The organism is Streptomyces sp. MMG1121 (genome assembly GCF_001280015.1).
Taxonomy (GTDB): domain Bacteria; phylum Actinomycetota; class Actinomycetes; order Streptomycetales; family Streptomycetaceae; genus Streptomyces.
The window spans coordinates 105,024-129,259 of record NZ_LGDV01000119.1; the positions used below are offsets into that span (position 1 = coordinate 105,024).

General features: G+C 68.5%; 23 protein-coding genes and 1 pseudogene. 11 read left to right on the top strand and 13 right to left on the bottom strand.

What is annotated here, in order from left to right:
• Positions 1 to 75 precede the first annotated feature (75 nt).
• The 10 genes from ADK64_RS13265 to ADK64_RS13310 form a co-directional block, all read right to left on the bottom strand.
• Complete coding sequence (locus ADK64_RS13265; RefSeq protein WP_063789899.1) at positions 76 to 384, bottom strand: EthD family reductase; 309 nt, start codon at positions 382 to 384, stop codon at positions 76 to 78.
• 19 nt (positions 385 to 403) lie between these two features.
• Complete coding sequence (locus ADK64_RS13270) at positions 404 to 2,059, bottom strand: alpha-keto acid decarboxylase family protein (RefSeq protein WP_053658435.1); 1,656 nt, start codon at positions 2,057 to 2,059, stop codon at positions 404 to 406.
• Between the two features lie 18 nt (positions 2,060 to 2,077).
• Complete coding sequence (locus ADK64_RS13275) at positions 2,078 to 2,869, bottom strand: MBL fold metallo-hydrolase (RefSeq protein ID WP_199829595.1); 792 nt, start codon at positions 2,867 to 2,869, stop codon at positions 2,078 to 2,080.
• A 29-nt stretch (positions 2,870 to 2,898) separates the two neighbouring features.
• Positions 2,899 to 3,933 (bottom strand): sugar phosphate isomerase/epimerase family protein, encoded by a 1,035-nt coding sequence (locus ADK64_RS13280; RefSeq protein ID WP_053658439.1) that lies wholly within the window; start codon positions 3,931 to 3,933, stop codon positions 2,899 to 2,901.
• Positions 3,934 to 3,952: 19 nt separating this feature from the next.
• Positions 3,953 to 4,867, bottom strand: a complete 915-nt coding sequence (gene iolE / locus ADK64_RS13285; RefSeq protein WP_053658441.1) for a myo-inosose-2 dehydratase — start codon at positions 4,865 to 4,867, stop codon at positions 3,953 to 3,955.
• Complete coding sequence (locus ADK64_RS13290; protein WP_053658443.1) at positions 4,864 to 5,397, bottom strand: hypothetical protein; 534 nt, start codon at positions 5,395 to 5,397, stop codon at positions 4,864 to 4,866. The genes iolE and ADK64_RS13290 overlap by 4 nt, the downstream gene beginning before the upstream one ends.
• Positions 5,394 to 6,485, bottom strand: coding sequence for a ferritin-like domain-containing protein (locus ADK64_RS13295; RefSeq protein ID WP_053658445.1), 1,092 nt, complete (start codon positions 6,483 to 6,485; stop codon positions 5,394 to 5,396). The genes ADK64_RS13290 and ADK64_RS13295 overlap by 4 nt, the downstream gene beginning before the upstream one ends.
• Positions 6,482 to 8,374, bottom strand: coding sequence for a GMC family oxidoreductase (locus ADK64_RS13300; RefSeq protein ID WP_053658447.1), 1,893 nt, complete (start codon positions 8,372 to 8,374; stop codon positions 6,482 to 6,484). The genes ADK64_RS13295 and ADK64_RS13300 overlap by 4 nt, the downstream gene beginning before the upstream one ends.
• 76 nt (positions 8,375 to 8,450) lie before the next feature.
• Positions 8,451 to 9,749 (bottom strand): glycoside hydrolase family 15 protein, encoded by a 1,299-nt coding sequence (locus tag ADK64_RS13305; protein ID WP_199829596.1) that lies wholly within the window; start codon positions 9,747 to 9,749, stop codon positions 8,451 to 8,453.
• A 902-nt stretch (positions 9,750 to 10,651) separates the two neighbouring features.
• On the bottom strand, positions 10,652 to 11,149 hold the full coding sequence (locus tag ADK64_RS13310; protein ID WP_159046224.1) for a hypothetical protein: 498 nt from the start codon (positions 11,147 to 11,149) through the stop codon (positions 10,652 to 10,654).
• Between the two features lie 165 nt (positions 11,150 to 11,314).
• Here ADK64_RS13310 and ADK64_RS13315 point away from each other — a divergent pair, with 165 nt between their 5' ends.
• On the top strand, positions 11,315 to 11,839 hold the full coding sequence (locus ADK64_RS13315; protein WP_053658451.1) for a hypothetical protein: 525 nt from the start codon (positions 11,315 to 11,317) through the stop codon (positions 11,837 to 11,839).
• A gap of 14 nt (positions 11,840 to 11,853) precedes the next feature.
• On the top strand, positions 11,854 to 12,033 hold the full coding sequence (locus ADK64_RS45875) for a hypothetical protein (protein WP_234384551.1): 180 nt from the start codon (positions 11,854 to 11,856) through the stop codon (positions 12,031 to 12,033).
• Positions 12,034 to 12,376: 343 nt separating this feature from the next.
• Here ADK64_RS45875 and ADK64_RS13320 read toward each other — a convergent pair whose 3' ends face one another.
• Positions 12,377 to 13,060 (bottom strand): glycerophosphodiester phosphodiesterase, encoded by a 684-nt coding sequence (locus ADK64_RS13320; protein ID WP_053658452.1) that lies wholly within the window; start codon positions 13,058 to 13,060, stop codon positions 12,377 to 12,379.
• A 27-nt stretch (positions 13,061 to 13,087) separates the two neighbouring features.
• Positions 13,088 to 14,247: pseudogene (locus tag ADK64_RS13325) on the bottom strand (adenosine deaminase); the annotation flags it as partial.
• 72 nt (positions 14,248 to 14,319) lie between these two features.
• Here ADK64_RS13325 and ADK64_RS48410 point away from each other — a divergent pair.
• Complete coding sequence (locus ADK64_RS48410; RefSeq protein WP_267888544.1) at positions 14,320 to 15,129, top strand: DUF4190 domain-containing protein; 810 nt, start codon at positions 14,320 to 14,322, stop codon at positions 15,127 to 15,129.
• Between the two features lie 80 nt (positions 15,130 to 15,209).
• On the opposite strand, the gene ADK64_RS13335 is transcribed toward ADK64_RS48410, so the two are convergent.
• Positions 15,210 to 15,767 carry an NADAR family protein gene (locus tag ADK64_RS13335; protein ID WP_078992634.1) on the bottom strand — a complete coding sequence of 186 codons (558 nt, stop codon included), beginning with the start codon at positions 15,765 to 15,767 and terminating at the stop codon, positions 15,210 to 15,212.
• 208 nt (positions 15,768 to 15,975) lie between these two features.
• Between ADK64_RS13335 and ADK64_RS13340 the strand changes: the two genes are divergently transcribed.
• The 8 genes from ADK64_RS13340 (at position 15,976) to ADK64_RS13375 (ending at position 24,190) form a co-directional block, all read left to right on the top strand.
• Complete coding sequence (locus ADK64_RS13340) at positions 15,976 to 17,511, top strand: gamma-aminobutyraldehyde dehydrogenase (RefSeq protein ID WP_053658458.1); 1,536 nt, start codon at positions 15,976 to 15,978, stop codon at positions 17,509 to 17,511.
• Positions 17,512 to 17,563: 52 nt separating this feature from the next.
• Positions 17,564 to 18,811 carry an ABC transporter substrate-binding protein gene (locus ADK64_RS13345; RefSeq protein WP_053658460.1) on the top strand — a complete coding sequence of 416 codons (1,248 nt, stop codon included), beginning with the start codon at positions 17,564 to 17,566 and terminating at the stop codon, positions 18,809 to 18,811.
• A gap of 8 nt (positions 18,812 to 18,819) precedes the next feature.
• Complete coding sequence (locus ADK64_RS13350; RefSeq protein WP_053658499.1) at positions 18,820 to 19,971, top strand: ABC transporter ATP-binding protein; 1,152 nt, start codon at positions 18,820 to 18,822, stop codon at positions 19,969 to 19,971.
• On the top strand, positions 19,971 to 20,897 hold the full coding sequence (locus tag ADK64_RS13355; protein ID WP_053658462.1) for an ABC transporter permease: 927 nt from the start codon (positions 19,971 to 19,973) through the stop codon (positions 20,895 to 20,897). The genes ADK64_RS13350 and ADK64_RS13355 overlap by 1 nt, the downstream gene beginning before the upstream one ends.
• Entirely contained in the window at positions 20,898 to 21,701 is an 804-nt protein-coding gene (locus ADK64_RS13360) for an ABC transporter permease (RefSeq protein WP_053658464.1), read from the top strand. It abuts the gene before it with no gap.
• Between the two features lie 12 nt (positions 21,702 to 21,713).
• Complete coding sequence (locus ADK64_RS13365) at positions 21,714 to 23,144, top strand: NAD(P)/FAD-dependent oxidoreductase (protein WP_053658466.1); 1,431 nt, start codon at positions 21,714 to 21,716, stop codon at positions 23,142 to 23,144.
• A 148-nt stretch (positions 23,145 to 23,292) separates the two neighbouring features.
• A complete protein-coding gene (locus ADK64_RS13370; protein ID WP_053658468.1) occupies positions 23,293 to 23,583 on the top strand; it encodes a hypothetical protein in 291 nt (96 codons plus the stop codon).
• A 148-nt stretch (positions 23,584 to 23,731) separates the two neighbouring features.
• Positions 23,732 to 24,190: a hypothetical protein gene (locus ADK64_RS13375; RefSeq protein WP_053658470.1), complete on the top strand. Its 459-nt coding sequence runs from the start codon at positions 23,732 to 23,734 to the stop codon at positions 24,188 to 24,190.
• Positions 24,191 to 24,236: the final 46 nt, after the last annotated feature.

Consider the following 24,236-nt stretch of genomic DNA (forward strand, 5'->3'; position numbering starts at 1 on the left):
CGGTCGCCCCGCCGCGGGACATGTCGGGCAGTCAGCCGCTCGCGGCGAGGCCACCATGCCTCGGAAGAGTCGAGGTCAGACCTCCTCGACATCGGTGAAGAGGAGCCGTACACCGCCGGTCGCCAGCTCGAAGACCTTGCCGACGAACGCCGATGCCTCTTCGGTCGTCACGGCCCTGCTGGCCGCCGCGTAGTCGGTGAAGTACAGGTCGAGTACGCGATAGGCCGGCGTCGCGCTGCCGTCCTCCTTCGGCCAGACCTTCGCGCTCTCGATCTTCTGGACTCCGGGGATCTTCTTCGCCAGCGCGATCTGCTCGTGGTGAGTGGCCTCGAACTCATCGGGGGATTTCGGGTTCTCGTAGACTGCAGTGATCTTCGTCGGCACTATTCCTGCTCCTTGTCCGCTACTGGGTCTTCCATTTCGCATTCTCGGGAATCGATTTGTCGGGTACGTGGACCTGGATGATGGATGGGCTGTCCGAGTTCTTCAGGGCGCCCATCACGGCATCCGTCAGCTCTCCGTACGTGCCGACTTCCCACCCTCGGCATCCGAATACCTCTGACAGCATGCTGTAATTCCACCGGTGCAGGACGCACGGCTTGTAGAACGGCTTGTCGGCATGGAAAACCGACGCATCACCGAGCCACTGCTCCACGGCGTAGACGCCGTTGTCGATGACGAAGATGATCGGGTTGAGCTTGAAGCGAGTCTGCGTCGAGAGGCATTGGGCGGTCATTTGGAATCCGCCGTCGCCCGAGAAGACCACGACCCTTTGATCGGGCGCCTTCGCCAAGCACATACCCGTCGCAGCCGCCGCGCTGTAACCTATCGACGAGTAGGACGACTGGGCAATGAACCCACCCGGTCTCGGCACATCGAGCAGCAGACTCCCGAAGTAGTTCATGCTCGCGTCGGCACCGACGAGAGTTTTCCTGTCGATGTACGGCTGGATGAAGTTGTAGAACCCCTGGTACGTGATCACATCGGACGAGCCCACGGCCGGCGCGCTACGAGCGGGTTTCTCCGGCAGTTTCCGTGCCTTGGGCGCGACTTTTTGCGCCAGGATGCCGTCCATCAGGTGCTCCAACGCGACCTGTCCGCCGAAAAAGGTTCCGAACTTGACCGCATCGAACGACGCGAACGCGGTCTTGTCGTAGTCCGGCTCCCAGCCCAACGAGTTGATGTCCGTCAGCCACACACCGAGGGCCAGTACGAAATCAGACGTCGCGGCCAGCTCCGTAACGGCCGCCGATGACGCCTGGCCGTCGAGAACACCGACAAACAGCGCATCTTCCTCGGAAAGGACGGCCTTGCTGAGGAGTTCCGTGACGAAGGGAACGTTCAGCTGCTGTATCAGACTCATGGCCTTGTCCTGAAGGCCGAACCGGTCGATCTCCACACCGACCCAGATGAGCGGGTTCTCGGCGCTTTCGAGCTTTGCGCAGATCTGCGCCACCGACTGTTCCAGGCTGGTCTCGTCCGACAAGATCCTGGCAGGCTTCAGAACACCCCTCGGCGGCTCGCACGGCAAGTCGACCATGTCCTGGAGAAGCTCGATGTAGATCGGGCGTCGTTCGCTTATGCACTGGGTCAGCGCATAATCTATGAGCGTCGGCGCAAGGTCCGGGTTGTCGACCCGTATGGCAGCGACCGTTATGTGCTCGAACGACTGAAGGTCTGTTTCGCGTCCGCTGATGAAGTGATGCGCACTGAAGCCGGTCTGCTCGAAGGTGATGGTCTTCTTTACGCTCGGCGTGCCATTGATCAGTACGATCGGCACCTTCTCGACGTAAGCGCCGGCGACCGCGTTCACGGCACACAACGCGCCCGCGGAGTAGGTGACACAGAGGGCCCCAATACCCTTCAGTCTTGCGTACCCGTCCGCCGCGTAACCGGCATTTACCTCGTTGACCTCCTCGATGATCTCAATGCTGCTCGGCGCGACGTACCGGTTCAACCACTCTATCGAGTAGTCGCCCGCGATGGAGAAGAGATGCTCCAACCCCAGTTGACGGAGCCGGTCCACCAGGTACTGTCCTACAGTGCAGCCCTCGTTCATGGTTGAACACCTCCTTGGTCAGTAGTCGCTCGCGCCGCCGAACAGCCGGGGCATGTATATGTCGAATATCCCCGGGCACTTGCGTTCGGGATACCGCTGGAGCATGAAACTCTTGAAGGCGTCGCCCGCCAGCCCGTTGCCGATCGCCTGCCGGGCGGCCGAGAGGTACTCGATGTTGCGAGCGACTTCATTCTTGTCGGCCGGCAGGCCGTGGCCCGGCATGAACAGATCGTAGTCCGACAACAGCATTTCCTGGAGCACCCGGATCCAGTGGCCCATATGCGTCGTCAGATACAGATGGGTGCCGCTGTAGATCAGGTCCTGTGCGAAACACACTCCCAGCTCAGGAAGCCTGATGGTCAGGTGGAAGTCGATTTCGGTTTCTGTCACCCGGTCGAATACGTACCTGACCCCGTCGATCGTCTCGGTGCCGGGCCGGACGGCTTGCTTGGGCACGACTATCTGGTCCGGAGCGAGATCGCCGAGTTTCCAGTGGTCACTTCTCGAGGCTTCTCCGTGCTCCTGGATGAAGCTCATGGTCTCAGGCAGTGCGTAGATCGCGATGTCGTTGAACGCTGTACCCAAACCGAACCAGTGGTCGGGGTGCCGGTGGGAAAGGTACAGCCTCTCGATCGGCTTGCCAAGGCTGTCCGCGTAGTCCCTGAACGCCCTTGCATAAGGCGCGAGAAACTGGCCGTCGACGAGAACCAGCTGGTTCCTGGTCTCGATGACATGCGTGGCGTTCGCGATATTGCTGTAGGCGAAGGACGAGACGAAGGTGTGAATACGGACATCGTCCGTCTGCTTCACGACCATGATGATGGGATCTGACACCTGGGCTAGCATTCGGAACCTTTCCGGGGCACTCGGGCGGAAGGAGTGATGATCTGCTCGCGCAGTTCCTCCAATGCGGCCCTCGCGACGTCGTAGGCGCTGTCGACGTCGGGCACCGGGTCGTCCTCGCCGGGCCGCCAGAAGCGCCGACGTGCCATGCGCATGGAGCTGACGAACGGCGGTATCGCGTTGAACACCTCGATCAGATACGGCCCGCGATACACCGGCTCGATCTCGTTCAGGACGACGTCCCACGGGATCCAGCTGTCTTTCACCGCACCCCGGTCGGGCGCGGAGATGTGAACGTAGTGGAGCCGGTCCTGCCGGGCGGCTTTCGCGACGTTGTCCTTGAAGACCGACGGACCCTGGCTCTCCATCACGACCTGCGCGGTGTCGATCGTCACGCCGGCCCGTACGTGCCCGAGGCCATCGAGGAAGTCCAGTGCCTCCGAGACCATGTTGGGTGGGGGCATCTCCCAGCTCTTGACGGGTTCGATGGCGAGCTTCACTTCGCGCGCCGCGGCGTACTCCGCCAGATCCTCGAAGACGGAACGCGCCGCGCGATAGCGCGACTCCATCCAGTCCTGGAGGGCGTCGCTCCATATCGGCTCATCAGCGTCCGTGACCGGAAACACGCCGTAGGGGTAGAGGAACGGCCCTGACATGATCGAGTCGCCGCCCAGGACCCGCGTGATGTCGACGCGTGACGTGAGATAGGACAGGGCTTGTCTGCGTTGCTCCTCATAGGGTGAAGTCGGGTCGAAGGTCCGCGTGGCCCCGACATTGGTCGTGAACTTCACGTCCTTCAGCCCTGCCTGGTCGAACGCCTTCTTGAGGGCGACATAGCTGTCGGTCTCGAGCTTGTGGTCGACGGTCGCGGGCCGGGAGGCGATATGCAGGTCGAAGCCGTCGTAGCCCATGTCGGTGAGGGCCTTCAGATGATTGATCAGGACTGCGGTGTAACGTGAGTCCTGCGGCCTCAAATCGGCCGTGAACATGAAGAAGCTGAAGAACACGTCCCGTTTGAATGTCGCGTTCATTCCCGGTGTCCTCCGTTCGCTACCAGCCCAAGACGTCGGCGAGGTAGGCGCGGGCCTTCTTGGCGTACTCGAGCGGGACGGCCTTGTGCGGGTCCTGCTCGGCTTCCACGACCAGCCACCCCCGGTAGTCGGCGTCGGCCAGCACCTCGAGGATGGGCCGGAAGTCGATCGCGCCGTCTCCGGGCACGGTGAAGACGCCGAGCTGGACGCCCTCCTGGAACGACAGGCCTTCTTCCCGCACCCGGCTCACGACCTCGGGCCGGATGCTCTTCAGATGCACGTGGCCGATGCGGTCGGCGTGGGCCCGGGCCATCTCCAGTGGATCGTCGCCGGCGAAGGCGGCGTGGCCGGTGTCGAGCAGCAGGTGGACCAGGGCCGGATCGGTCGAGGCCATCAGCCGGTCCACGTCGGCCCTCGTCATGACGCCGGTACCCATGTGGTGGTGGTAACTGAGCTTCATCCCGGCTGAGTTGGCAATCTTGCCGAGCTCGTGCAGGCCCGACGTGAGGGCGTCCCACTGGGCGTCGGTGAAGATCGGGCGGTTGGCGAACACGTCGACGGGGAGCAGGTGCGACGACGCTCCGAACTCGGCCACGACCAGCTCGGTCCCGCCCAGCGCCTTGACATGGGCGAGCGTCTCCTCGAAGGCGGCGATCGTCTTGTGCCGCATCTTGTCGATGGTGAAGTACGTGCTCGTCCAGGGCTCGGACACCCGAAGGCCGCGGAGATCGAGGGCGGCCTTGAGCGCGACGGCGTCCGAGGGGTACTTGTGCCCGATGCTGCAGCCCTGGAAGCCGGCGAGCGCCATCTCGCTCACGGCCTGGCCGAAGGAGATGCCGGCGTCGATGGCGGGGAAGTCGTCGTTCCACCACAGGGTGCAGCAGACGCCGAGCTTCACCTTGTCCGGGCCGAGGCGGTCAGCCGGTCCTGTCATGTCGTCGCCCCTTTCAGGTAGCGGTCCTCGATGCGCGGTGGCTGGGCCCAGGAGCCGTAGCCGGGCCCCTTGGCGCCTGGAGGATTGGCCCCGATGGCCCGCCACAGCAGCCCCTCCTGGTACGAGGCGGCAGTGATCGTGGAGGTTTCGCCCGCAGCACGGGCCCCGTAGCAGTCGGTCCACTCGGGTGGCAGCGCGTACCACGTCCCGGCGTACCAGAGCTTGATCACATTGCGGGCCACCGGGCCGAGGCGGTCGTCGCTGAAGATCCGGTGGCGCAGGGCCCGGTCGAGCAGGGCCCGGTCGAGCGGGATCCGGTCAGGCCTGCCGGCATCACCGGCTGCGTCGGCCCGGGCGGCCCGGTGGGCCTCCAGGAGGGCGGTGACGATGTCGTCGCCGCAGGCGGCCCGCACTTTGGCCAGGTACCGCCGGGCCAGACCGGTGCCGAGCAGGTCGGTCTCCTCGAAGGCGGTGAGGTCGACCGACAGGCAGAGGAACTCCTCGAACTCCTCGGGCGACGGGGCGGTCATCGTGTCACCGCCCGCGCTGTCTCACCGGAGGCCCCGACCGCGGTCGGGATCTCGAAGGTAGGAGCGGCGTGCAGGCCGTCACTGCCCGGCAGCGGGTTGCGTACCAGCCGGTTGAACCCGTCGCGCAGGCGGAACATGTCGCAGACGGCGTCCTGCAGGAGGCCTGGCCGCCCGTTGAACGCTCTGGTGAGCACGGCGAGGAAGGCCCCGTATTCGGCGTTGAAGTCCCGGGCGACACGGGCGAGTTCCGATCCCGGCGGGAAGTCGGCCAGCCGGACGCTCACCTTCACGTCGTACACGTCGTCCCAGCCGACGCTGAGCGGTGGACCCGACGGCGTGTCGGGGTCGTCGCCCACCTGGTAGTAGCGGCCGAGCTGAAGTTGCCGGAACCGGTAGTAGTGGGCCAGCTCCCCGTCCGCGTCGTAGATGCCCGAGTCGAGGCCCTCGCCCTGAGCGGCGATGAAGCGCAGCGCCCGGCAGGCGGAGTCCAGGTCGGAGACGACGATCACCGACCCGCCGCCGGAGTAGAAGTACTCGGGCCCCACCTGCAGGGCCGGATCTCCGCAGAAGAGCTTGGGATCGTCGGCCGCCACCTTCCCGAGCCCTTCGATGATCTCCGCGTAGAACTCGCCGATGCTGTAGAAGCGCATCCCCTCGGCCGTCGGGCTGAAGGCCAGTACCGGACGCCCGCTGTCCGGTGTGGGCAGCAGCCGTGCGTCGGCGCTGGGGGCCCGGCCCGGCCGCTCGATCTTGCAGAACGTCTCCACCGCCTCGGGGGACAGGGGCCGTAGGTCGACGGTGAAGTCGTTCTCCCCGTCCGGCAGGTAGGCCGGGTAGGACGGCACGAAGCCGGGGCGGGTCAGGTCGGGCCTGCCGCCGATGGCGTTCAGGACGTTGGCGACGAGGGTCAGGTGCAGCATCTCCTCCACCGCGACCACCCGGATGATGTGGGCCGCGTCGGAGTTGGTGGTGGAGTGGATGGAGTAGTACGCGGTCAGGTAGGGCGGGATGGTCGCGTGCTCGAGCGCCAGCGCCACGTGCAGGTAGCTGATCAGGTCGTCACGGTCGTTGATGGTCGACGCGGTCACCGGGCCACCTCCACGGCGATCGGCGCGGTCTCGGCGTCGAGCTGGGCCAGCATGGACCGGACGCTGCGCAGGCACAGGGCGGCGATGGTGAGCGTCACGTTCGACGTGCCCACGGTGGGCATGCTTCCCCCGCCGACCAGGTAGAGGTTCTGGTGGTCCCAGCACCGCTGGTCCGGGTCGACCACCGAGGTCGAGGGGTCGCTGCCCATCGTGTGGGTGCCGGCGAGGTGGTTGCCCCCTCGGATCTCGTACCCCTCGCCGGCGTGGACGGCGTAGCCCCAGAAGTTCGGGTCGTACTCGGTGTGGTCCTCGGCTCCGAGGCGGGCGAAGATCCGTTTCGACAGCTGCCGGGCGTACGCCACCCCCCGCATCGTGTAGTCGGGGATGTCGTAGGTGAGGATGGGCCGCATGTTCCCCAGGTGGTCGGTGTAGGCCGGGTCCACGGTGATCCGGTTGCTCGGGTTGGCGGGGACCTCGACCATGAACGCCAACTGCAGCTGGCGGGACACCCGGTCCACCAGACCCTGGCGGAGGGACTCGCCGTGGCGGCCGCCGGCGTCCACCAGGTCGATCAGGTCGGTCATCGGTGCCCCCCGGGCCCAGCCCCAGCCGTCGTTGTGGATGTCGACGCTGAATGCCGCCTGGCGGCGGCGGAAGCGGCCCCCGCGCAGGTCGGTGATGCCGCCCGTGCAGTTCGTGCCCCGGAAGGTGCCGGCCACCTCCGGTAACAGGGCCCACGCCAACAGGTAGGCGTGGTCCATGAAGTTCCGCCCCATCAGGCCGCTCGAGCTGCGCAGGCCGGAGGCCAGCATCAGCCGGGGGTTCTCCACCGCGTTGGCGGCGAGGACGAACAGCCGGCCCCGGGCCCTCATGGTGGTGAAGCCGGGGCTGTCGGGCCGGTCGTAGCGGCGGTACTCGATCTCGGTCACCCGGCGGGTGCGCTCGTCGACGTGCACCTTGTGGGCCACCGCCTGGGCCACCAGGTCCACCCGGCCGCTCTGGAGGGCCACCGCGAGGGTCTTGCCGGCGGTGTACTTGGCCTGCACCGGACAGATGGGCACGCAGTTGTTGTTGCCCTGGCACCGCCCGCCGACCTCGACCTGGTACGTGCTCACCGCCCCGCGCGGCAGGTAGCCCTTCCCGCCGTCGTAGGCCGGGTTCGGTATCCCGTTGCGCCCCTGCGGGAACGGCCGGACCCGCAGCTCGTGCCGCTCCCCGTCGAGCTCGACGGGCATCCCGTCGAGGTCCTTGGCCACCATTTGGTCCAGGTACGACAGAGGTAGCCCCTTCATGGGGAACACGTACCCCTCGTCGAAGGTCATCCCGAGGTAGGCCTGGTCCTCCACGTCGGCGGAGACGCCGATCTCGCGTTCGGCCTCGTTGTAGTACGGGGCGAGGTCCTCGTAGGTGAGCGGCCAGTCGGCCCCCTCGCCGTAGAGCGTGCGCATCCGGAAGTCCTCGGGGAGCATCCGCAGTGTCTTGGCCTCCCAGTGCATGGTGGTGCCGCCGAGGACCCGCGTATAGGTGGTGTCGGTGGCGAACGGCCCGCTCTGGACGAGGTAGGCGGAGGCGTCGGGCGCGCCCGGGACGATGCGCCGTGCGTCGGTGCCGCGGGGCATCGGGGCGTTGGCGGAGACCGGGTAGGGGGACTGGTTGTCCTTGCTCGTAGCCGAGTAGAAGCGGTCGAGGTAGCTCTCGTAGCCCCTCAGGGTGAGGTCCTCGACCGGGCCCGCTTCGAGTATCAGTACCCTCTTGCCGGCGTCACTCAGCCGTGAGGCGATGAGGGCGCCGGCTATGCCGCCGCCGACGATGACGGCGTCGTAGAGCACCTCGGCCGCCGCCGCGGGGTCGGTGCGTTTCGCCGCCCCCTCGGGGAACTTCGCGTACATGGGGCAGTCACTCCTCCGCTGCCAGGCGCGGCCGGGACCGGTGTGGTGGTGGGGGTTCGAGTCGGTCGGCCATGGGTCACACGGCCTCGGCGCGGGCCCGCATGGCGGACAGGTAGGAGGCGTAGCTCCACGTCAGGTTGTGCACACTGCGCTCGAAGCCGGTGGCGCCGTCGAACTGCTCGGAGAGCTCCAGGTTGTCACTGTGGTAGATGACGGCCCGCACCATGGCGTCACCGGTCGCCGTCAAAGCGGCGGCGGCTGCCGCCGGGGCCGTCGACGCGTCGATGCCGGACTGGGCGAAGAAGGGTGCGGACAGGTCGTCCACGGGCACTTTGCCGCTCGACTTGATCTCGGCGGCCAGCTTGTAGTGCAACTCGGCGACGTTGCACGTGGACAGGGCCCAGGGGTGGCCGCCGAGCACCGGGTGCGCGGTGTCACCGTCGTACACGTCGCCCGGGTAGCGGCCGAACAACGGCCCGATCCCGAACTGTTCCTTGTCGGCCTTGTTGACCGGGTAGAAGGCGATGCCGCCCTCCTCCCACTGCGAGCGCAGTCGGGCCGCTGTGGCCAGCAGCTTGGTGTCGGTGACGGGAAGGGCGCCGTAGACGGCCGACTGGACGATGTCGATGTTCGGGTCGTAACCGCTGACGACCGGGTTCTGGGGAGAGGGCTGGGACCCGTCACCGGGGTCGGCCAGCATGCTCACGTACGTGCTCCCGTCCCAGTGGCCCGCAAGGGCCTGGCGCAACCACTTGACGGCGGGCCGCAGTCCGGTCGGCTTGTCGATGCCGACGATGGTCGAGGCCTGGATCTCCTCGAAGCAGCGCAGCTGGGCGGAGCGGGCGAAGAAGCTGTACCCGCTGTGCTCCTCCCACAGGTTCGTGGTGGGGCTCTGGTAGACGCCGAGGAGGTAGGCCACGTTCGAGTTCACCAGGTCGACCGCGCGCTTCTGGGTGCCGAGATCGAGCTGGTCGTAGGCGGCCAGGATGGTGATCGTCTGCAGGGCCGGACCGTCGTTCTGCTCGGTCCACGGGCGGGCGTCGCCGGCGATGTTGAAGCAGGCGTGCCCCTTGGTCAACGGCGGCTGGGCGTTGGAGTGGCAGAGGTCGGCGAACTGCACGTAGTCGTTGAGCGTCTGCACCGTCCCGCCCGGGCGGGTGGGCATGTCGGCCTTGGCCACCTCCATGGCCGTGATGGCCCCGTCGCGCACCCAGTTGAAGACGTAGTCCTCGTCGATGCCGGGGGTGTCGGCCGGGAAGGACGGGGCGGCGATGATGCAACCCGGCTTCGAGTCCCGGGAAATGTCGCCCGGCGACTGCGGATCGCTGAAGACGAAGCCGTCACTGGCGATGTTCCGGAACATGTAGGTGTACATGATCGGCACAAGCGACGGTAGATCCACCGCTCCCGGAGTGGAGGAGATCTGGACGTTCGCCCGCGCTCGGGAAGTGTCGGCCGACCGGTTCGTGCGGGCGGGCGTGGTGGTGGAATCGGACATTACTGAACTCCCCCGTCATCTTTCCTGCAGAATTGTCGGATGCGGTCCGCGCCCTGGTCGCGTGAATCGAAAGGCTTGGAACCGAGTGCGTCCATGAGATGAATCCACGGGGTGCGTGGATTTTCGGCGCGAGCAAGCCGGATGGACGGTGCAAGAGGGTGCAGATTGTTCATGAGGACTGAGACGGCCGGGCTGCGAATTGGTATCGCTGCAGGCAACGCCTGGCGCGCAGACCGCTGCCCCGTCAGCAGCGGTGCACGGGAGCCATCGAGATCGCCGAGTGGGCCGCGGGCCCGTTCCCTGGCGGCCGCACGGGTGCGGCAGGCCTCTCGTGAGCAGGCAGACCGATCATCTCGGACTCATGTTCTCGCCGTGGGGCGCGGCGAGGGGAGTGACGCACGATAACGTCGTCAGGCTTGCGATGACACTGTGAATCAGCTGCCCGAGTCGACGCCATTCCCGTAATCGCGTTAATAGGGAATGCATCCCTTCGTCCCCCCGGTTTCTCGGAAAGCGCGCAATGCGGAGACTACTTGGTGTGCCCTTATCTTTGCGTACCGCAGGCTACAGCCAGCCGGGTAGGTGCCACAAGAGAAAATTTCAATGTTGCGCATGGGGTTGGGGTAATCGGGTGCAGCTCACTGTTGCGTAATTATCCGTCGAATACGTGTGGTGCGCGTGAGCATCTTTCCCGTTCTGTTTTCCCATGACCGCGTGCGCGGTTTGGCCGGCATCGGCGCAGGTCACGAACGTTGCCCTGGGGCGACGGGCAATCCTGGTCACCACCGCCCGTCCGACCCCCAGGATGCGAGGTGTTCCCGTGCCGCGACGTCCGCACAGGCCCGGTCGAACGCGCGTCGGAAGTCACGGGCCAGAGTTGCCAGCATGTGCTCGATGTCCGAACGGCGGGCTGTCTCCGTCGCCGGGTCGGGAATCCAGCCGGTCCGCGACGTACAGGTCAAGGTGATGCGGTCGCCGGCCGGGGCGAAGGTGATGACGCGTTCGATCCCCTGTCCGTAGAAGTCGATCTGTGCCCGGTCCCGCCGGCGGAGGGACGCCCGCGCCCGGGGGAGTTGCTCGATGACCGATGACAGGTCGTAGGAGACGTTCACGGGCCAGGGGTCCTGGCCGAACCCTGCCACATGGAAGCGGCAGTCCGTCTCGCCCAGCAGGTCACAGGCATCCATGACCAGCGACTCGTAGTCCTCGGACAGGTCCAGGTCATGCGTCACCGGTGTTCCGGAGGTGGGCGCAGACACGGTCGTGCGGAATGGCACGGAGTTGCTCACTCCTTCAGGGCCGGCAGCGCCGTCCCGTCGCAACCACCGGGTTCGGGGAGGCCATTGTCCGGCATTGCCGGCGACCCGTCGCGTGCGGGGGAGTGGTTCGCCGGCGGCCGCCCCTCTTTTGAACGTGTTCAATTCCCGGCGTACGCTGCTGCCATGAGCGACAGAGCCGCCCTGCTCAAGGGCATTCGCGTCTGGTTGGTCCTCTTCGTCGTGTGCCTCGTCCTCAGCGGGGCCACCGCCTTCCCCCTGGTGCACGAACTGCGCTGGACCGAGAGCGCGTTGCGCGCGCTGTCCGTGCCCGAGCACCTTCCGGGGCTGATGAACTGGATCGAGCGGGTACGGGACGGGCTCGACACCGCCGACGCCGACTACCCCTTCCTGCTCTACGGCACCGACTGGCTGGCCTTCGCCCATCTCGTCATCGCGGTCGCCTTCTACGGCCCGTATCGCGACCCCGTCCGCAACATCTGGGTCGTCGAGTTCGCGATGATCGCCTGCGCCGGCATCATCCCGCTCGCCCTCGTCTGCGGACCGATCCGCGGAATTCCCTTCTGGTGGAGCCTGATCGACATGTCCTTCGGGGTGTTCGGGGTGATTCCGCTGTATGTCGTACGGAAGAAGATCAAGCGGCTGGAGACGCTCGGCGCACCGGACGCCGCCCCGGCCACGGTCGCTTGAGGGCCGCCTCGACGATGCGCATGACCACCGGGTTCATCGACTCCCCCTCGGCGTCCGCCGAGTTCACCGAGTGGACGAGGGTGCGGCGCAGGTCCCGGTTGGCGGCGATCCCCGCCAAGCAGCCGTGGCGTGCACCGGACTCGGCCCAGAACGCCGTGCCCCCGGACGCGAACCGCTGGAGCCCGGCCCTGTGACCGGCCCTCCCCTGCCGCACCCGCGGCACCGTGAACATCTCCCGCGACTGCGGCCCGGGCACGATCCGGCCCGAGATGAGCGCCGTCACAAGCCGCTCCGGGGCGGCCGTCGTGGAGATCATGCCGCCGGCCCGGTCCGGGCGTCTTCCCGACCACCTGGGACGCCGTGCACCAGGACGTCACGACCGGCCCCGCCCAGGGCGCCCGGCAGGGCGGCCTGGGCCGGGACACGGGCAAGGACGGCACCCGGTGCCGCAGTACCTCACCCGGGCCGCCCCGCCGACGCCGCGACGGTGGCCCGGCGCTCACGCGTCCAGCACCGGGCGCGCCAGGCCCGCGGGGCCTACCGGGAGCGCAGGGCGTGCAGGACCTCGACCCGGTTCGTCGTGATCGAGTCGACGCCCAGGTCCAGCAGTCGGCTCATCGAGCGGCGGGTGTCCGGGGTCCAGACGGACAGCAGGTGGCCGTCGTGGTGGACGCGGGCCGCGAGGTCGCGGGTCACCAGCGAGAAGCGGTAGTTGAGCCAGCGCGGTCGGACCACGTCGAGCAGCGCCGGCCGGGGCGGGGCGAGGGTGGTCCAGGTCAGGGCGATCTCGGCGGCCGGGTCGGCGGCGCGGACGGCGAGCATGGCGTCGGCGTGCGCGCAGTAGTAGACGCGGTCCCGCGCCCCGCTCTGCCGGACCACGTCCATGACCCGGTCCACCACCTTGCGGTCGACCCGTCCGCACAGGTCCACCATCACCCGGCTGTCGCCGGTCGCGGCCAGTGCCTCGGCGAGCGTCGGCACGCCGCCCGAGGTGAGCCCGCGCACCTCCTCGGCGGACAGCGCGCCGAGCGGCCGGTCGAGTTCCCACAGCCGCTTGAGCGTCTCGTCGTGCAACAGCACGGGGACGCCGTCACGGGTGAGCCGTACGTCGATCTCGACCGCGTCCGCGCCCTGGTCGAGCGCGGAACGCAGCGAGTCGGTCGTGTTCTCGCGAAAGCGGTAGGGGTCGCCGCGATGGGCCACGGCGGTCACGGTCTGCATGGCCCCCATTGTGGCGGGGGCACGGGTTCAGCGGGCGAGCCAGGCGGTGGTGTACGTGTCGATCTCCGCCGCGATCCGCGCCTTGCCCGGCGCGTCCAGGAAGGACGCCTCGACGGCGTTCCTGGCGAGGTCGGCGAGGCCGCGCTCGTCCAGGTCCAGCAGCCGGGCCGCCACCGCGTACTCGTTGTTGAGGTCGGTGCCGAACATCGGCGGGTCGTCGGAGTTGATCGTGACCAGCACCCCGGCCCGCGTGAACTCCTTGATCGGGTGCTCGTCCAGGGTGCGCACCGCGCGGGTGGCGATGTTGGAGGTCGGGCAGACCTCCAGCGGGATGCGGTGCTCGGCGAGGTGGGCGAGCAGCTCCGGGTCCTGCGCGGAACTGGTGCCGTGCCCGATCCGCTCGGCGCGCAGCTCGGTCAGCGCGTCCCACACGGTCTGTGGGCCGGTCGTCTCGCCGGCGTGCGGCACGGAGTGCAGACCGGCGGAGATGGCACGGTCGAAGTACGGCTTGAACTGCGGCCGGGGTACACCGATCTCGGGCCCGCCGAGCCCGAACGACACCAGGCCCTCCGGCCGGATCCGGTCGTCCGTGGCCAGCCGGGCCGTCTCCTCGGCGGAATCCAGCCCGGCCTCGCCGGGAATGTCGAAGCACCAGCGCAGTACGGTCCCGAACTCGGCCTCGGCCGCTTTGCGGGCGTCCTCGATGGCCGCCATGAAGGCCATCGCGTCGATGCCGCGCCGCGTGGAGGAGAAGGGGGTGATGGTCAGCTCGGCGTACCGCACCTGCTGTCGGGCCAGGTCACGGGCCACCTCGTAGGTGAGCAGCCGGACGTCCTCGGGGGTGCGGATCAGGTCGACCACCGACAGATACACCTCGATGAAGTGCGCGAAGTCGGTGAAGGTGAAGAAGTCGGCCAGGGCCTCGGGGTCGCTGGGGACCTTGGAGTCGGCGTGCCGGGCGGCCAGTTCCGAGACGATGCGGGGGGAGGCCGAGCCGACGTGGTGGACGTGCAGTTCGGCTTTGGGGAGGCCGGCGATGAAGGTCCGCAGATCGCGGTCTGCCGTGCCGGTGGCGAGTGCGGAGCTGTGGTCGGTCAAGGGGTCCTCCCCGGGACGGGCGCCCGCGGACCGGAAGCGTGGTGCGGGCGTGGTGATCGGCTGATCGATTGCGCGGGATCATCGTAGGCCCCGGCCCGTGCCGTCCGGAGCGGCGGCGGCCCGTAGCATGAGGCACAGCCGTTCGAGGGGGTTACGTTCAGATGTCCGACGAGGTGCCGCGGTCCATGCCACCGGAGCAGCAGCCCGCCGGCGGGCGGCCCGAGTCCCCCGGGGTGCCGCTGGGCAAGTCCGCGGACGCGACGCCGACGGCCCCGCAGGCCCCGGCTCCGGGCGGCCCCGGACCCGGCTCCGTCCACGATCAGCAGACGCTGATCTCGGTGCCGACTGACGCGGTCCCCTCGACCTGGGCCCCGCCCTCCGCAGGCCCCGCGTCCGCGGCGAACCCCTTCGCGCCCCCCGCCGACCCGTACGCCCCGCCGACGGCCACCCCGATGGCGACTCCGTACGCGCCCCCGACCGCCCCCGCGAACCCGTACGCCCCGCCCGCCGGCACGGCGCTGCCGTACGCCCCGCCCGTCGGACAGTACCCGGCGACCGAGCCCGTGCCCCCGCCGCCCATCGCGCCCGACGGCCCCGGCCAGGTGCCGTACGGCTACCCGGGCACGCCGTCGGCCTACGGCTACCCGGGCGGCGGGACGCAGCTGTCCTACCCCGGCGCCTACCCGGCCGCGAACGGCTACGGCTGGCCCGGCATGCAGCCGGCCCCGAGCAACGGTCTGGGCACCGCCGCCCTGGTGTGCGGCATCCTGGCCGCGGTCGGCTTCCTGATGTGGCCGATCGCCCTGGTGCTGGGCATCCTCGCGATCATCTTCGGCGCGATCGGCCGCGGGAAGGCGAAGCGGGGCGAGGCGACGAACCCGGGCATGGCGCTGGCGGGGCTCATCTGCGGCGTGGCGGGCATCGTGCTGATGGTCGGCTTCTACGGTGTCGTCATCGCCGCCGCCACGTAGCCCTCGCCCTGCCCCGCGTCCTCGGTGACGGCCTGCGGCGACGAGGCCGCGTGTCGGCACGGCCCCGCGCCCCGGTCCGCTCAGGCCGCCGCCAGCCTCTCCCGCGCCGCCATCAGCGCGAACCCCAGCAGATTCGGCCCCCGCCACCGCTGCGGATCCATCGCCGCCTCGTCACTCGCCGCGAGTCCGATACCCCATACCCGGTCCACAGGGCTCGCCTCGACCAGCACACGGTCACCGGTGCCGAGGAGGAACGCGCGCAGCGCGTCGTCGGCGGCGAACTTGTGCACGCTGCCCTCGACCACGATCCGGAACCGCTCCCGCTCCCATATCGCCTCGTCGAAGCCCCGGACCAGCCGCCCGGCCTTCTTCGCCTCGGCGGGATGCCCCGCGGCCAGCACCTCGCGCTCCGCCGCAGCGTCCGCGAACAGCCGGGCCTTGCCCGCCATCATCCAGTGCTCCGCCGTCGCGTACTCCACACCGTCCACCACGAAGGGTGACGGCCACCACTGGCTCAGACAGCCCGAGCCGATGCTGCCGTCCTTCCGCGGCCGGTGCCCCCAGAAGTGGAGGTACTTGATGTGGGCCCCTGCCCGGACCTCGCTGATCAGGGCTTCCACCCCGTCGATCTTCCCCATGCACGCGAGTGTGGCACGCACCACTGACACTCCGTCCGTCCTTTTCCATTGCGACTCGACACCTGGTCGACAGATTCCGTCGCGTAACCAAAAGGCAACAACGGAATCACTTGTTGGAGTCCTATTGCTCTGTCAGGATCGGCACTCAAATCGAGCTGGAGCTACGCCACCCACCCCCGGGACGGGGCGTACGGCGGAGGAGAGCGACATGCACAACCCGGGCATTGCCACCCCGGAACGATTCCCCGCGCAGGACCGATTCGCCGAAGGCGCGCAGTTCATCGCGGGCCGCCAGGCGAAGGGTTCCTCGGGCCGTACCCACGCCGTGGTCGACCCCGCCACCGGGGAGGAGGTGTACACCTACGAACTGGCCGGCGCCGACGACGTCGACGCGGCCGTGGCCGCCGCGCGCGAGGCGTTCCCGGGCTGGGCCGCGGCCACTCCGGGCGAGCGCTCCGAGGCCATGCACCGCTTCGCCGCCGTGCTCGCCGACCGCGCCGAGGAGCTGGCCCGCGCCGAGTCACTGCAGTGCGGCAAGCCGCTGAAGCTGACCCGCGAGTTCGACGTGCCGGGCACCATCGACAACACCGCCTTCTTCGCGGGCGCCGCCCGGCATCTGCAGGGCCAGTCCGCCGGCGAGTACTCCGGTGACCACACGTCGTACGTCCGGCGCGAGCCGATCGGCGTCGTCGGGTCCATCGCGCCCTGGAACTACCCCCTCCAGATGGCCGCCTGGAAGATCCTCCCGGCGATCGCCGCGGGCAACACCATCGTGCTCAAGCCCGCCGAGCTGACCCCGCTCACCTCGCTGCTGTTCGCGCGGGCCGCGACCGACGCCGGAATCCCGGACGGGGTCATCAACATCGTCACGGGCACCGGCAAGGAGGCGGGCGAGCATCTGATCGGTCACCCCGACGTCGCCATGACCTCCTTCACCGGGTCCACGGCCGTCGGCAAGCGGGTCGCCGAGATCGCCACCGCCACCGTCAAGCGCCTGCATCTGGAGCTGGGCGGCAAGGCGCCCTTCGTGGTGTTCGACGACGCCGACCTGGAGGCCGCCGCGAACGGGGCCGTCGCCGGTGCGCTCATCAACACCGGCCAGGACTGCACGGCCGCCACGCGCGCGTACGTGCAGCGACCGCTGTACGAGGCGTTCGTGGAGCGCACCGCGGCGCTGATGGAGACCGTACGGCTGGGCGATCCCTTCGCTCCCGGCACCGACCTCGGACCGCTCATCTCGCACGTCCAGCGGGACCGGGTCGCCGCGTTCGTGGACCGCGCGCGTGCCTACGCGCGCGTGGTGACCGGCGGCGAGGCCCCGAAGGGCGCGCTGGAGAAGGGCGCCTACTACCGGCCGACGCTGATCGCGGGCGCGGCCCAGGACAGCGAGATCGTCCAGTCCGAGATCTTCGGGCCGGTTCTGGTGGTCCTGCCGTTCGACACGGATGATGAAGGGATCCGGCTGGCCAACGACACCCCGTACGGCCTCGCCGCCTCCGCCTGGAGCGGCAACGTCTACCGGGCCAATCGCGCCACCCGCGAGATCAAGGCGGGCTGTGTGTGGATCAACGACCACATCCCGATCATCAGCGAGATGCCGCACGGCGGCTACAAGGCGTCCGGCTTCGGCAAGGACATGTCGGTGTATTCCTTCGAGGAGTACACGCAGGTCAAGCACGTAATGTTCGACAACACCGCGGTGGCCAGGAAGGACTGGCACCGCACCGTCTTCGGGGACCGCTAAGCAACCGCCGGCCACCGACCAGGCCGACCCCTCCCGAAAGGGCACCACGCGCATGGAGCACTACGAGCCCCACCGCCTGACCCCGGCCGACGCGGCCGCCATGCGGCGCGGCCCGCGCGCCGGCCGCGCGTACCTGACCCGCCGGTCGCTGCTGCGCGCCTCGGCGGGCGGTGCGCTCGCGGTCGGCGGCCTCGGGGCGCTGAGCGCCTGCGGGATCCCCGCGGCGACCAAGACACAGGGCGGTGTGTCCGCCGACGACCACTCGGCCACGGAGAAGACCGTCAACTTCTCCAACTGGCCCGAGTACATCGACGCGGACAAGACCGGCAAGCGCCATCCCACGCTCGACGCCTTCACCAGGCGGACCGGCATCCAGGTCAAGTACACCGAGGACATCAACGACAACGACGAGTTCTTCGGCAAGATCCAGCCCGAGCTGGCCGCCGGCCACGACACCGGCCGCGACCTCATCGTGCTCACCGACTGGCTGGCCGCCCGCATGATCCGGCTCGGGTACGTCCAGAAACTGGACGCGTCCAACCTGCCGCACGCCTTCGCCAACCTCTCGGACCAGTTCCGGGACCCCGACTGGGACCCGGGCCGCGCCTACTCGTACCCCTGGCAGGGCATCTCGACCGTCATCGCCTACAACAAGAAGGCGCTCGACGGCATCGAGGTGAAGTCGGTCTCCGACCTGCTGGACAACCCCGGGCTCAAGGGCCGGGTCGGCTTCCTGACCGAGATGCGCGACAGCGTCGGCATGACGATGCTCGACATGGGCATGGACCCGGCGAAGTTCACCGACGACGACTTCGACGCGGTGATCGCCCGCCTCCAGAAGGCCGTCGACAAGGGCCAGATCCGCCGCTTCACCGGCAACGACTACACGTCGGACCTCGCCAAGGGCGACTTCGCCGCGTGCATCGCCTGGGGCGGCGACATCGTCCAGCTCCAGGCGGACAGCCCGGACGTCGGCTACGTCATCCCTGCGGCCGGCTACATGACGTCGACCGACAACCTGCTTATCCCCAACAAGGCGCGCCACAAGACGAACGCCGAGCGGCTCATCGACTACTACTACGAGCCCGAGCCCGCCGCGGAGCTGGCCGCCTACATCAACTACGTGAGCCCCGTCGCCGGAGTACAGCCCTATCTTGCGAAGATCGACAAATCGGCGGCGAACAACCCGCTGATCATTCCCGACAAGGCCATGCAGGCGAAGTCCCATGCCTTCCGCGCGCTGACGCAGAAGGAAGAGACGGCCTACCAGCAGAAGTTCTCGAAGCTCACAGGGGCGTGACGACGACGATGACGACACCAGACAACAGCGGCGACGTCCGCCTCTCCGGTATCAGCAAGACGTACGACAACGGCTTCACCGCCGTACAGCCGCTGGACCTGACCGTGCCGCAGGGCTCCTTCTTCGCCCTGCTCGGCGCCTCCGGCTGCGGCAAGACCACCACCCTGCGCATGATCGCGGGCCTGGAGGAGCCGACGAGCGGCACCGTGTGCCTCGGTGACCAGGACGTCACGCACCTGCCGCCGTACAAGCGGCCGGTGAACACGGTCTTCCAGTCCTACGCCCTCTTCCCGCACCTCGACATCTTCGAGAACGTCGCCTTCGGCCTGCGCCGGCGCGGTATCAAGAGCGTGAAGAAGCAGGTCGAGGACATGCTGGACCTCGTCCAGCTCGGCGAGCAGGCGCGCAAGAAGCCGCACCAGCTCTCGGGTGGCCAGCAGCAGCGTGTGGCCGTCGCCCGCGCCCTGATCAACCACCCCAAGGTGCTCCTCCTCGACGAGCCGCTCGGCGCCCTCGACCTCAAGCTGCGCCGCCAGATGCAGCTGGAGCTCAAGCGCATCCAGACCGAGGTCGGCATCACCTTCGTCCACGTCACGCACGACCAGGAGGAGGCCATGACCATGGCCGACACGGTCGCCGTGATGAACGCGGGCCGCGTCGAACAGCTCGGCTCGCCCACCGACCTCTACGAGAACCCGAACACCACCTTCGTCGCGAACTTCCTCGGCACCTCCAACCTCATCGAGGCCGAGGTCGACACGAAGAACGGCGACGACATCGTCCTCAAGGCCGGCGGCGGCAAGCTCGTGCTGCCCGAGGCCCGATGTTCGGCGCCCACGAAGGCCGGCGGCAAGGTGCTGGTCGGCATCCGCCCGGAGAAGATCTCCCTCACCCACGCCGACGACGCGGGCGAGATCCCCGAGGGCCGCAACCGCCTCACCGGCAAGATCGCCGACGCGAGCTTCATCGGCGTCTCCACGCAGTACGTGATCGACAGCCCGGTCTGCGACGAACTCGCGGTGTACGTCCAGAACGTCGAGCGCGACGGCCGGCTCGTGCCCGGCGCCGACGTCGTCCTGCACTGGAGCCCGGCACACACCTTCGGCCTGGACGCCGCCCAGGACATCGACGCGGGCACCGAGGAAGAGGCGGCCGCCTGATGTCGACGCTCACCGAGGCACCACCCCCGCTCGCCCCGGCCAAGGAGACCAAGCCCGTGCGCAGGCGCGGCCGGTTCACCCCGTACTGGCTGCTGCTGCCCGGCCTGCTGTGGCTGATCGTCTTCTTCGCGCTGCCCCTGGTCTACCAGGCCTCCACGTCCGTGCAGACGGGCTCGCTGGAGGAGGGCTACAAGGTCACCTGGCACTTCGTGACCTACTGGAACGCGCTGAGCGAGTACTGGCCGCAGTTCCTGCGGTCCGTCTTCTACGCGGCCGGGGCCACCGTGCTGTGCCTGCTGCTCGGCTACCCGCTGGCCTATCTGATCGCCTTCCGCGCGGGCCGCTGGCGCAACCTGATCATGATCCTGGTGATCGCGCCGTTCTTCACCAGCTTCCTGATCCGCACGCTGGCCTGGAAGACGATCCTCGCCGACAACGGCCCGGTCGTGCACACCCTGAACTCGCTGCACGTCCTGGACCTCACCAACTGGCTCGGCTGGACGGCCGGCGACCGCGTCCTCGCCACACCGCTCGCGGTGGTGTGCGGACTGACGTACAACTTCCTGCCGTTCATGATCCTGCCGCTGTACACCTCGCTGGAGCGGATCGACGGCCGGCTGCACGAGGCGGCCGGCGATCTGTACGCCAGGCCGTGGACCACCTTCCGCAAGGTGACCTTCCCGCTGTCGATGCCGGGCGTGGTCTCCGGCACGCTGCTGACGTTCATCCCGGCGGCCGGTGACTACGTCAACTCCGAACTGCTCGGTTCCACCGACACGCGCATGATCGGAAATGTGATCCAGACGCAGTTCCTGCGCATCCTGGACTATCCGACCGCCGCCGCTCTCTCCTTCATTCTCATGGCCGCCATCCTGGCCATGGTCACGATCTACATCCGCCGGTCCGGGACGGAGGACCTGGTCTAAATGCCCTTCGTCACCTGGCTCAAGCGCCAACTCGTCGTCATAGCGGGACTGCTGACGCTCGCCTATCTGCTGCTGCCGAACGTCATCGTCACGGTGTTCTCCTTCAACAAGCCGAAGGGGCGCTTCAACTACGAGTGGCAGCACTTCTCGCTGGACGCCTGGAAGCAGCCGTGCGGCGTCGCCGACATGTGCGGCTCGCTGTCCATCAGCCTCCAGATCGCCGTGTGGGCGACGATCGGCGCCACGGTCCTCGGCACGATGATCGCCTTCGCGCTGGTCCGCTACCGCTTCCGTGCCCGCGGCGCCGTCAACTCGCTGATCTTCCTGCCGATGGCGATGCCCGAGGTCGTGATGGCCGCCTCGCTGCTCACCCTGTTCCTCAACATGGGTGCCCAGCTGGGCTTCTACACGATCCTGATCGCGCACATCATGTTCTGTCTGAGCTTCGTCGTCACCGCGGTCAAGGCGCGGGTGATGTCGATGGACCCGCGGCTGGAGGAGGCCGCCCGCGACCTGTACGCCGGTCCCGTGCAGACCTTCCTGCGGGTCACCCTGCCCATCGCGGCACCCGGAATCGCCGCGGGCGCGCTGCTGTCGTTCGCGCTGTCCTTCGACGATTTCATCATCACCAATTTCAACGCCGGCTCGACCGTCACCTTCCCGATGTTCGTGTGGGGTTCGGCGCAGCGCGGTACGCCCGTGCAGATCAACGTCATCGGTACGGCCATGTTCCTCGTCGCCGTACTGCTCGTCCTGGCCTCGATGGCCGTCAACAATCGCCGTAACAAGCAAAAGGCACTGTAGGGAGTTGAAATCATGGCCCCAAGCGCCATGAGCCGTGGCACAGACAACTGGATAGCCTCTCTCTCCGAAGCCCAGCCGGTCCCGTACTGGCTGGAAGACCCCGGCAAGCCCGTCGCCGAGCCCGCCCTCACCGGCACCGACACCTGCGACCTGCTGGTCGTCGGCGGTGGTTACAGCGGGCTGTGGACCGCGCTCAACGCCAAGGAGCGCGACCCGCAGCGCGATGTGGTCCTGCTGGAAGGCCGCGAGGTGGGCTGGGCCGCCTCCGGCCGCAACGGCGGCTTCTGCGCCGCCTCCCTCACCCACGGCCTGCCCAACGGCCTGACCCGCTGGCCCGACGAGATCGGGAAGCTGCAGGAGCTGGGCCGGCGCAACCTCGACGAGATCGAGGCCGCGGTCGCCCGGCACGGCATCGACTGCGAGTTCGAGCGCACCGGCGAGATCGACGTCGCCACCGAGACCTACCAGGCCTGGGAACTGCGCGACTGGCACCGGGAGCTGGAGGAGAAGGGCCTCGCGGACGGCCTCGAGTTCCTGGACGCCGACGCCGTGCGCGCGGAGGTCGCCTCGCCCACCTTCGAGGCGGGCCTGTGGGACCGCCGGGGCGTGGCCATGCTGCACCCCGCGAAGCTGGTCTGGGGCCTGAAGAAGGCCTGTCTCGAGCTCGGCGTGCGGGTGTACGAGCACACGCCCGCGCTGACGCTGAAGACGTACGGCGCCGGCATGGCCGTACGCACCCCGTACGGCGCGGTCCACGCCCGCACGGTCGCGCTCGGCACGAACATCTTCCCGAGCCTGCTGCGCCGCGTGCGCTCCTACACCGTCCCGGTCTACGACTACGCGCTGATGACCGAGCCGCTCAGCGAAGGGCAGCTGGCGGAGATCGGCTGGAAGAACCGCCAGGGCCTGGGGGACAGCGCCAACCAGTTCCACTACTTCCGGCTCTCCGCCGACAACCGGATCCTGTGGGGCGGTTACGACGCGATCCACCACTACGGCGGCCGGGTGCGCGCGGAGTACGACGACCGCCCGGAGACGTACGCCAAGCTCGCGGGCCACTTCTTCGAGTGCTTCCCGCAGTTGGAGGGCGTCCGCTTCACCCACGCCTGGGGCGGCGCGATCGACACCTGCTCGCGCTTCTCGGCGTTCTTCGGCACCGCGCACCAGGGCCGGGTCGCGTACGCGGCCGGGTACACCGGTCTCGGTGTGGGCGCGACCAGGTTCGGCGCGGACGTGATGCTGGACCTGCTGGACGGGGAGCGCACCGAGCGCACGGAGCTGGAGATGGTCCGCAAGAAGCCGCTGCCGTTCCCGCCGGAGCCGTTCGCCTGGACCGGGATCGCCCTCACCAAGTGGTCCCTGGCCCGCGCGGACGCGCAGGGCGGCCGGCGCAATCTGTGGCTGCGGACGATGGACCGGCTGGGCCTGGGCTTCGACAGCTGAGGCATTTACCGGGCCTTTATCCGATCCTCGTGGCTGCGTCAAGCCACGAGATTTCGGAGCATGACCCCGCTCCCGCGTTCCGGCGTACTGGAAGCACGGGCCTCACCGGGAGGCACCGGCTTCCACTCCGGAACACAAGGAGAAGATCATGAACCCCATCGCCCGCATCATCCGCAAGGACGACGACTCCCGTGCCAAGCGCCGCCTGGGCCTGGCAACGGCGGCGGCCTCCTCCGCCGTCGTGATCGCGGGTGTCATGCTCCCGGCCGTGGCCGCCACGGCGGCGCCGATGCACCAGGCGTCCGCGGTGACCACGGCTGTCCGGCAGGACCACCGAGACCGGCAGGACCACCGAGACCGGCAGGACCACCGCGACCGGCACCACCACCGGCACTGCTACTGGGACCGTCACCACCACTGCCACTACTACTGGGACTAGGAACGCGCCGGGATCAGCTCCCCAGCCGGTCCTGGAGTGTGACCCATCCCACTCCAAAGGGTGCGCGGAACCCGCGTAATGCCCCGGGAAGGCCTCCCTCTCTCCTGCTGACGCGACCGCGTCGACAGAAGCAGAGGGAGGCCTTCTGATGACTGGGGCGAAGACGGCCGTCGAATGGCTCGCATCCGTCGCACCGGACCCCGAGGCCTGCCGCTGGGAATGGGAGCGCAACCCCCTCGGGATCGCGCTGCTGCCCGCCGGCAAGGCCTGGGACGTACTGATCCTGCCCGGTGACCTCGGCTATCCGGCCCTGGACGTGCTCACCAGGATCCTCGACCGGCCCGGCCCGGTGCTCGTCGACTTCGGCGACAACCGGGTCGGGTTCTTCGTGGCGCCGGGGACCGCGGCCCGTTGGGTCGGCACCGGCATCCGCACCGCCGGGCCCGGCACCTGGATCGTCGTGCCGTACCCCGGCCGGGCGACCCGGGGGGTGCGCTGGCTGGTGCCGCCGGACGGCTCGGGCACGCTGACCGATCCGGCGCTGCTGGAGCTGGCGATGCACGAAGCGGCGGCGGGGCCGGCCAGGGGCGGGGGTGGAGACGGGTAGCGACCGGACACCTTGACAACAGGATTGGTCTGGACCAAGTTGAGTG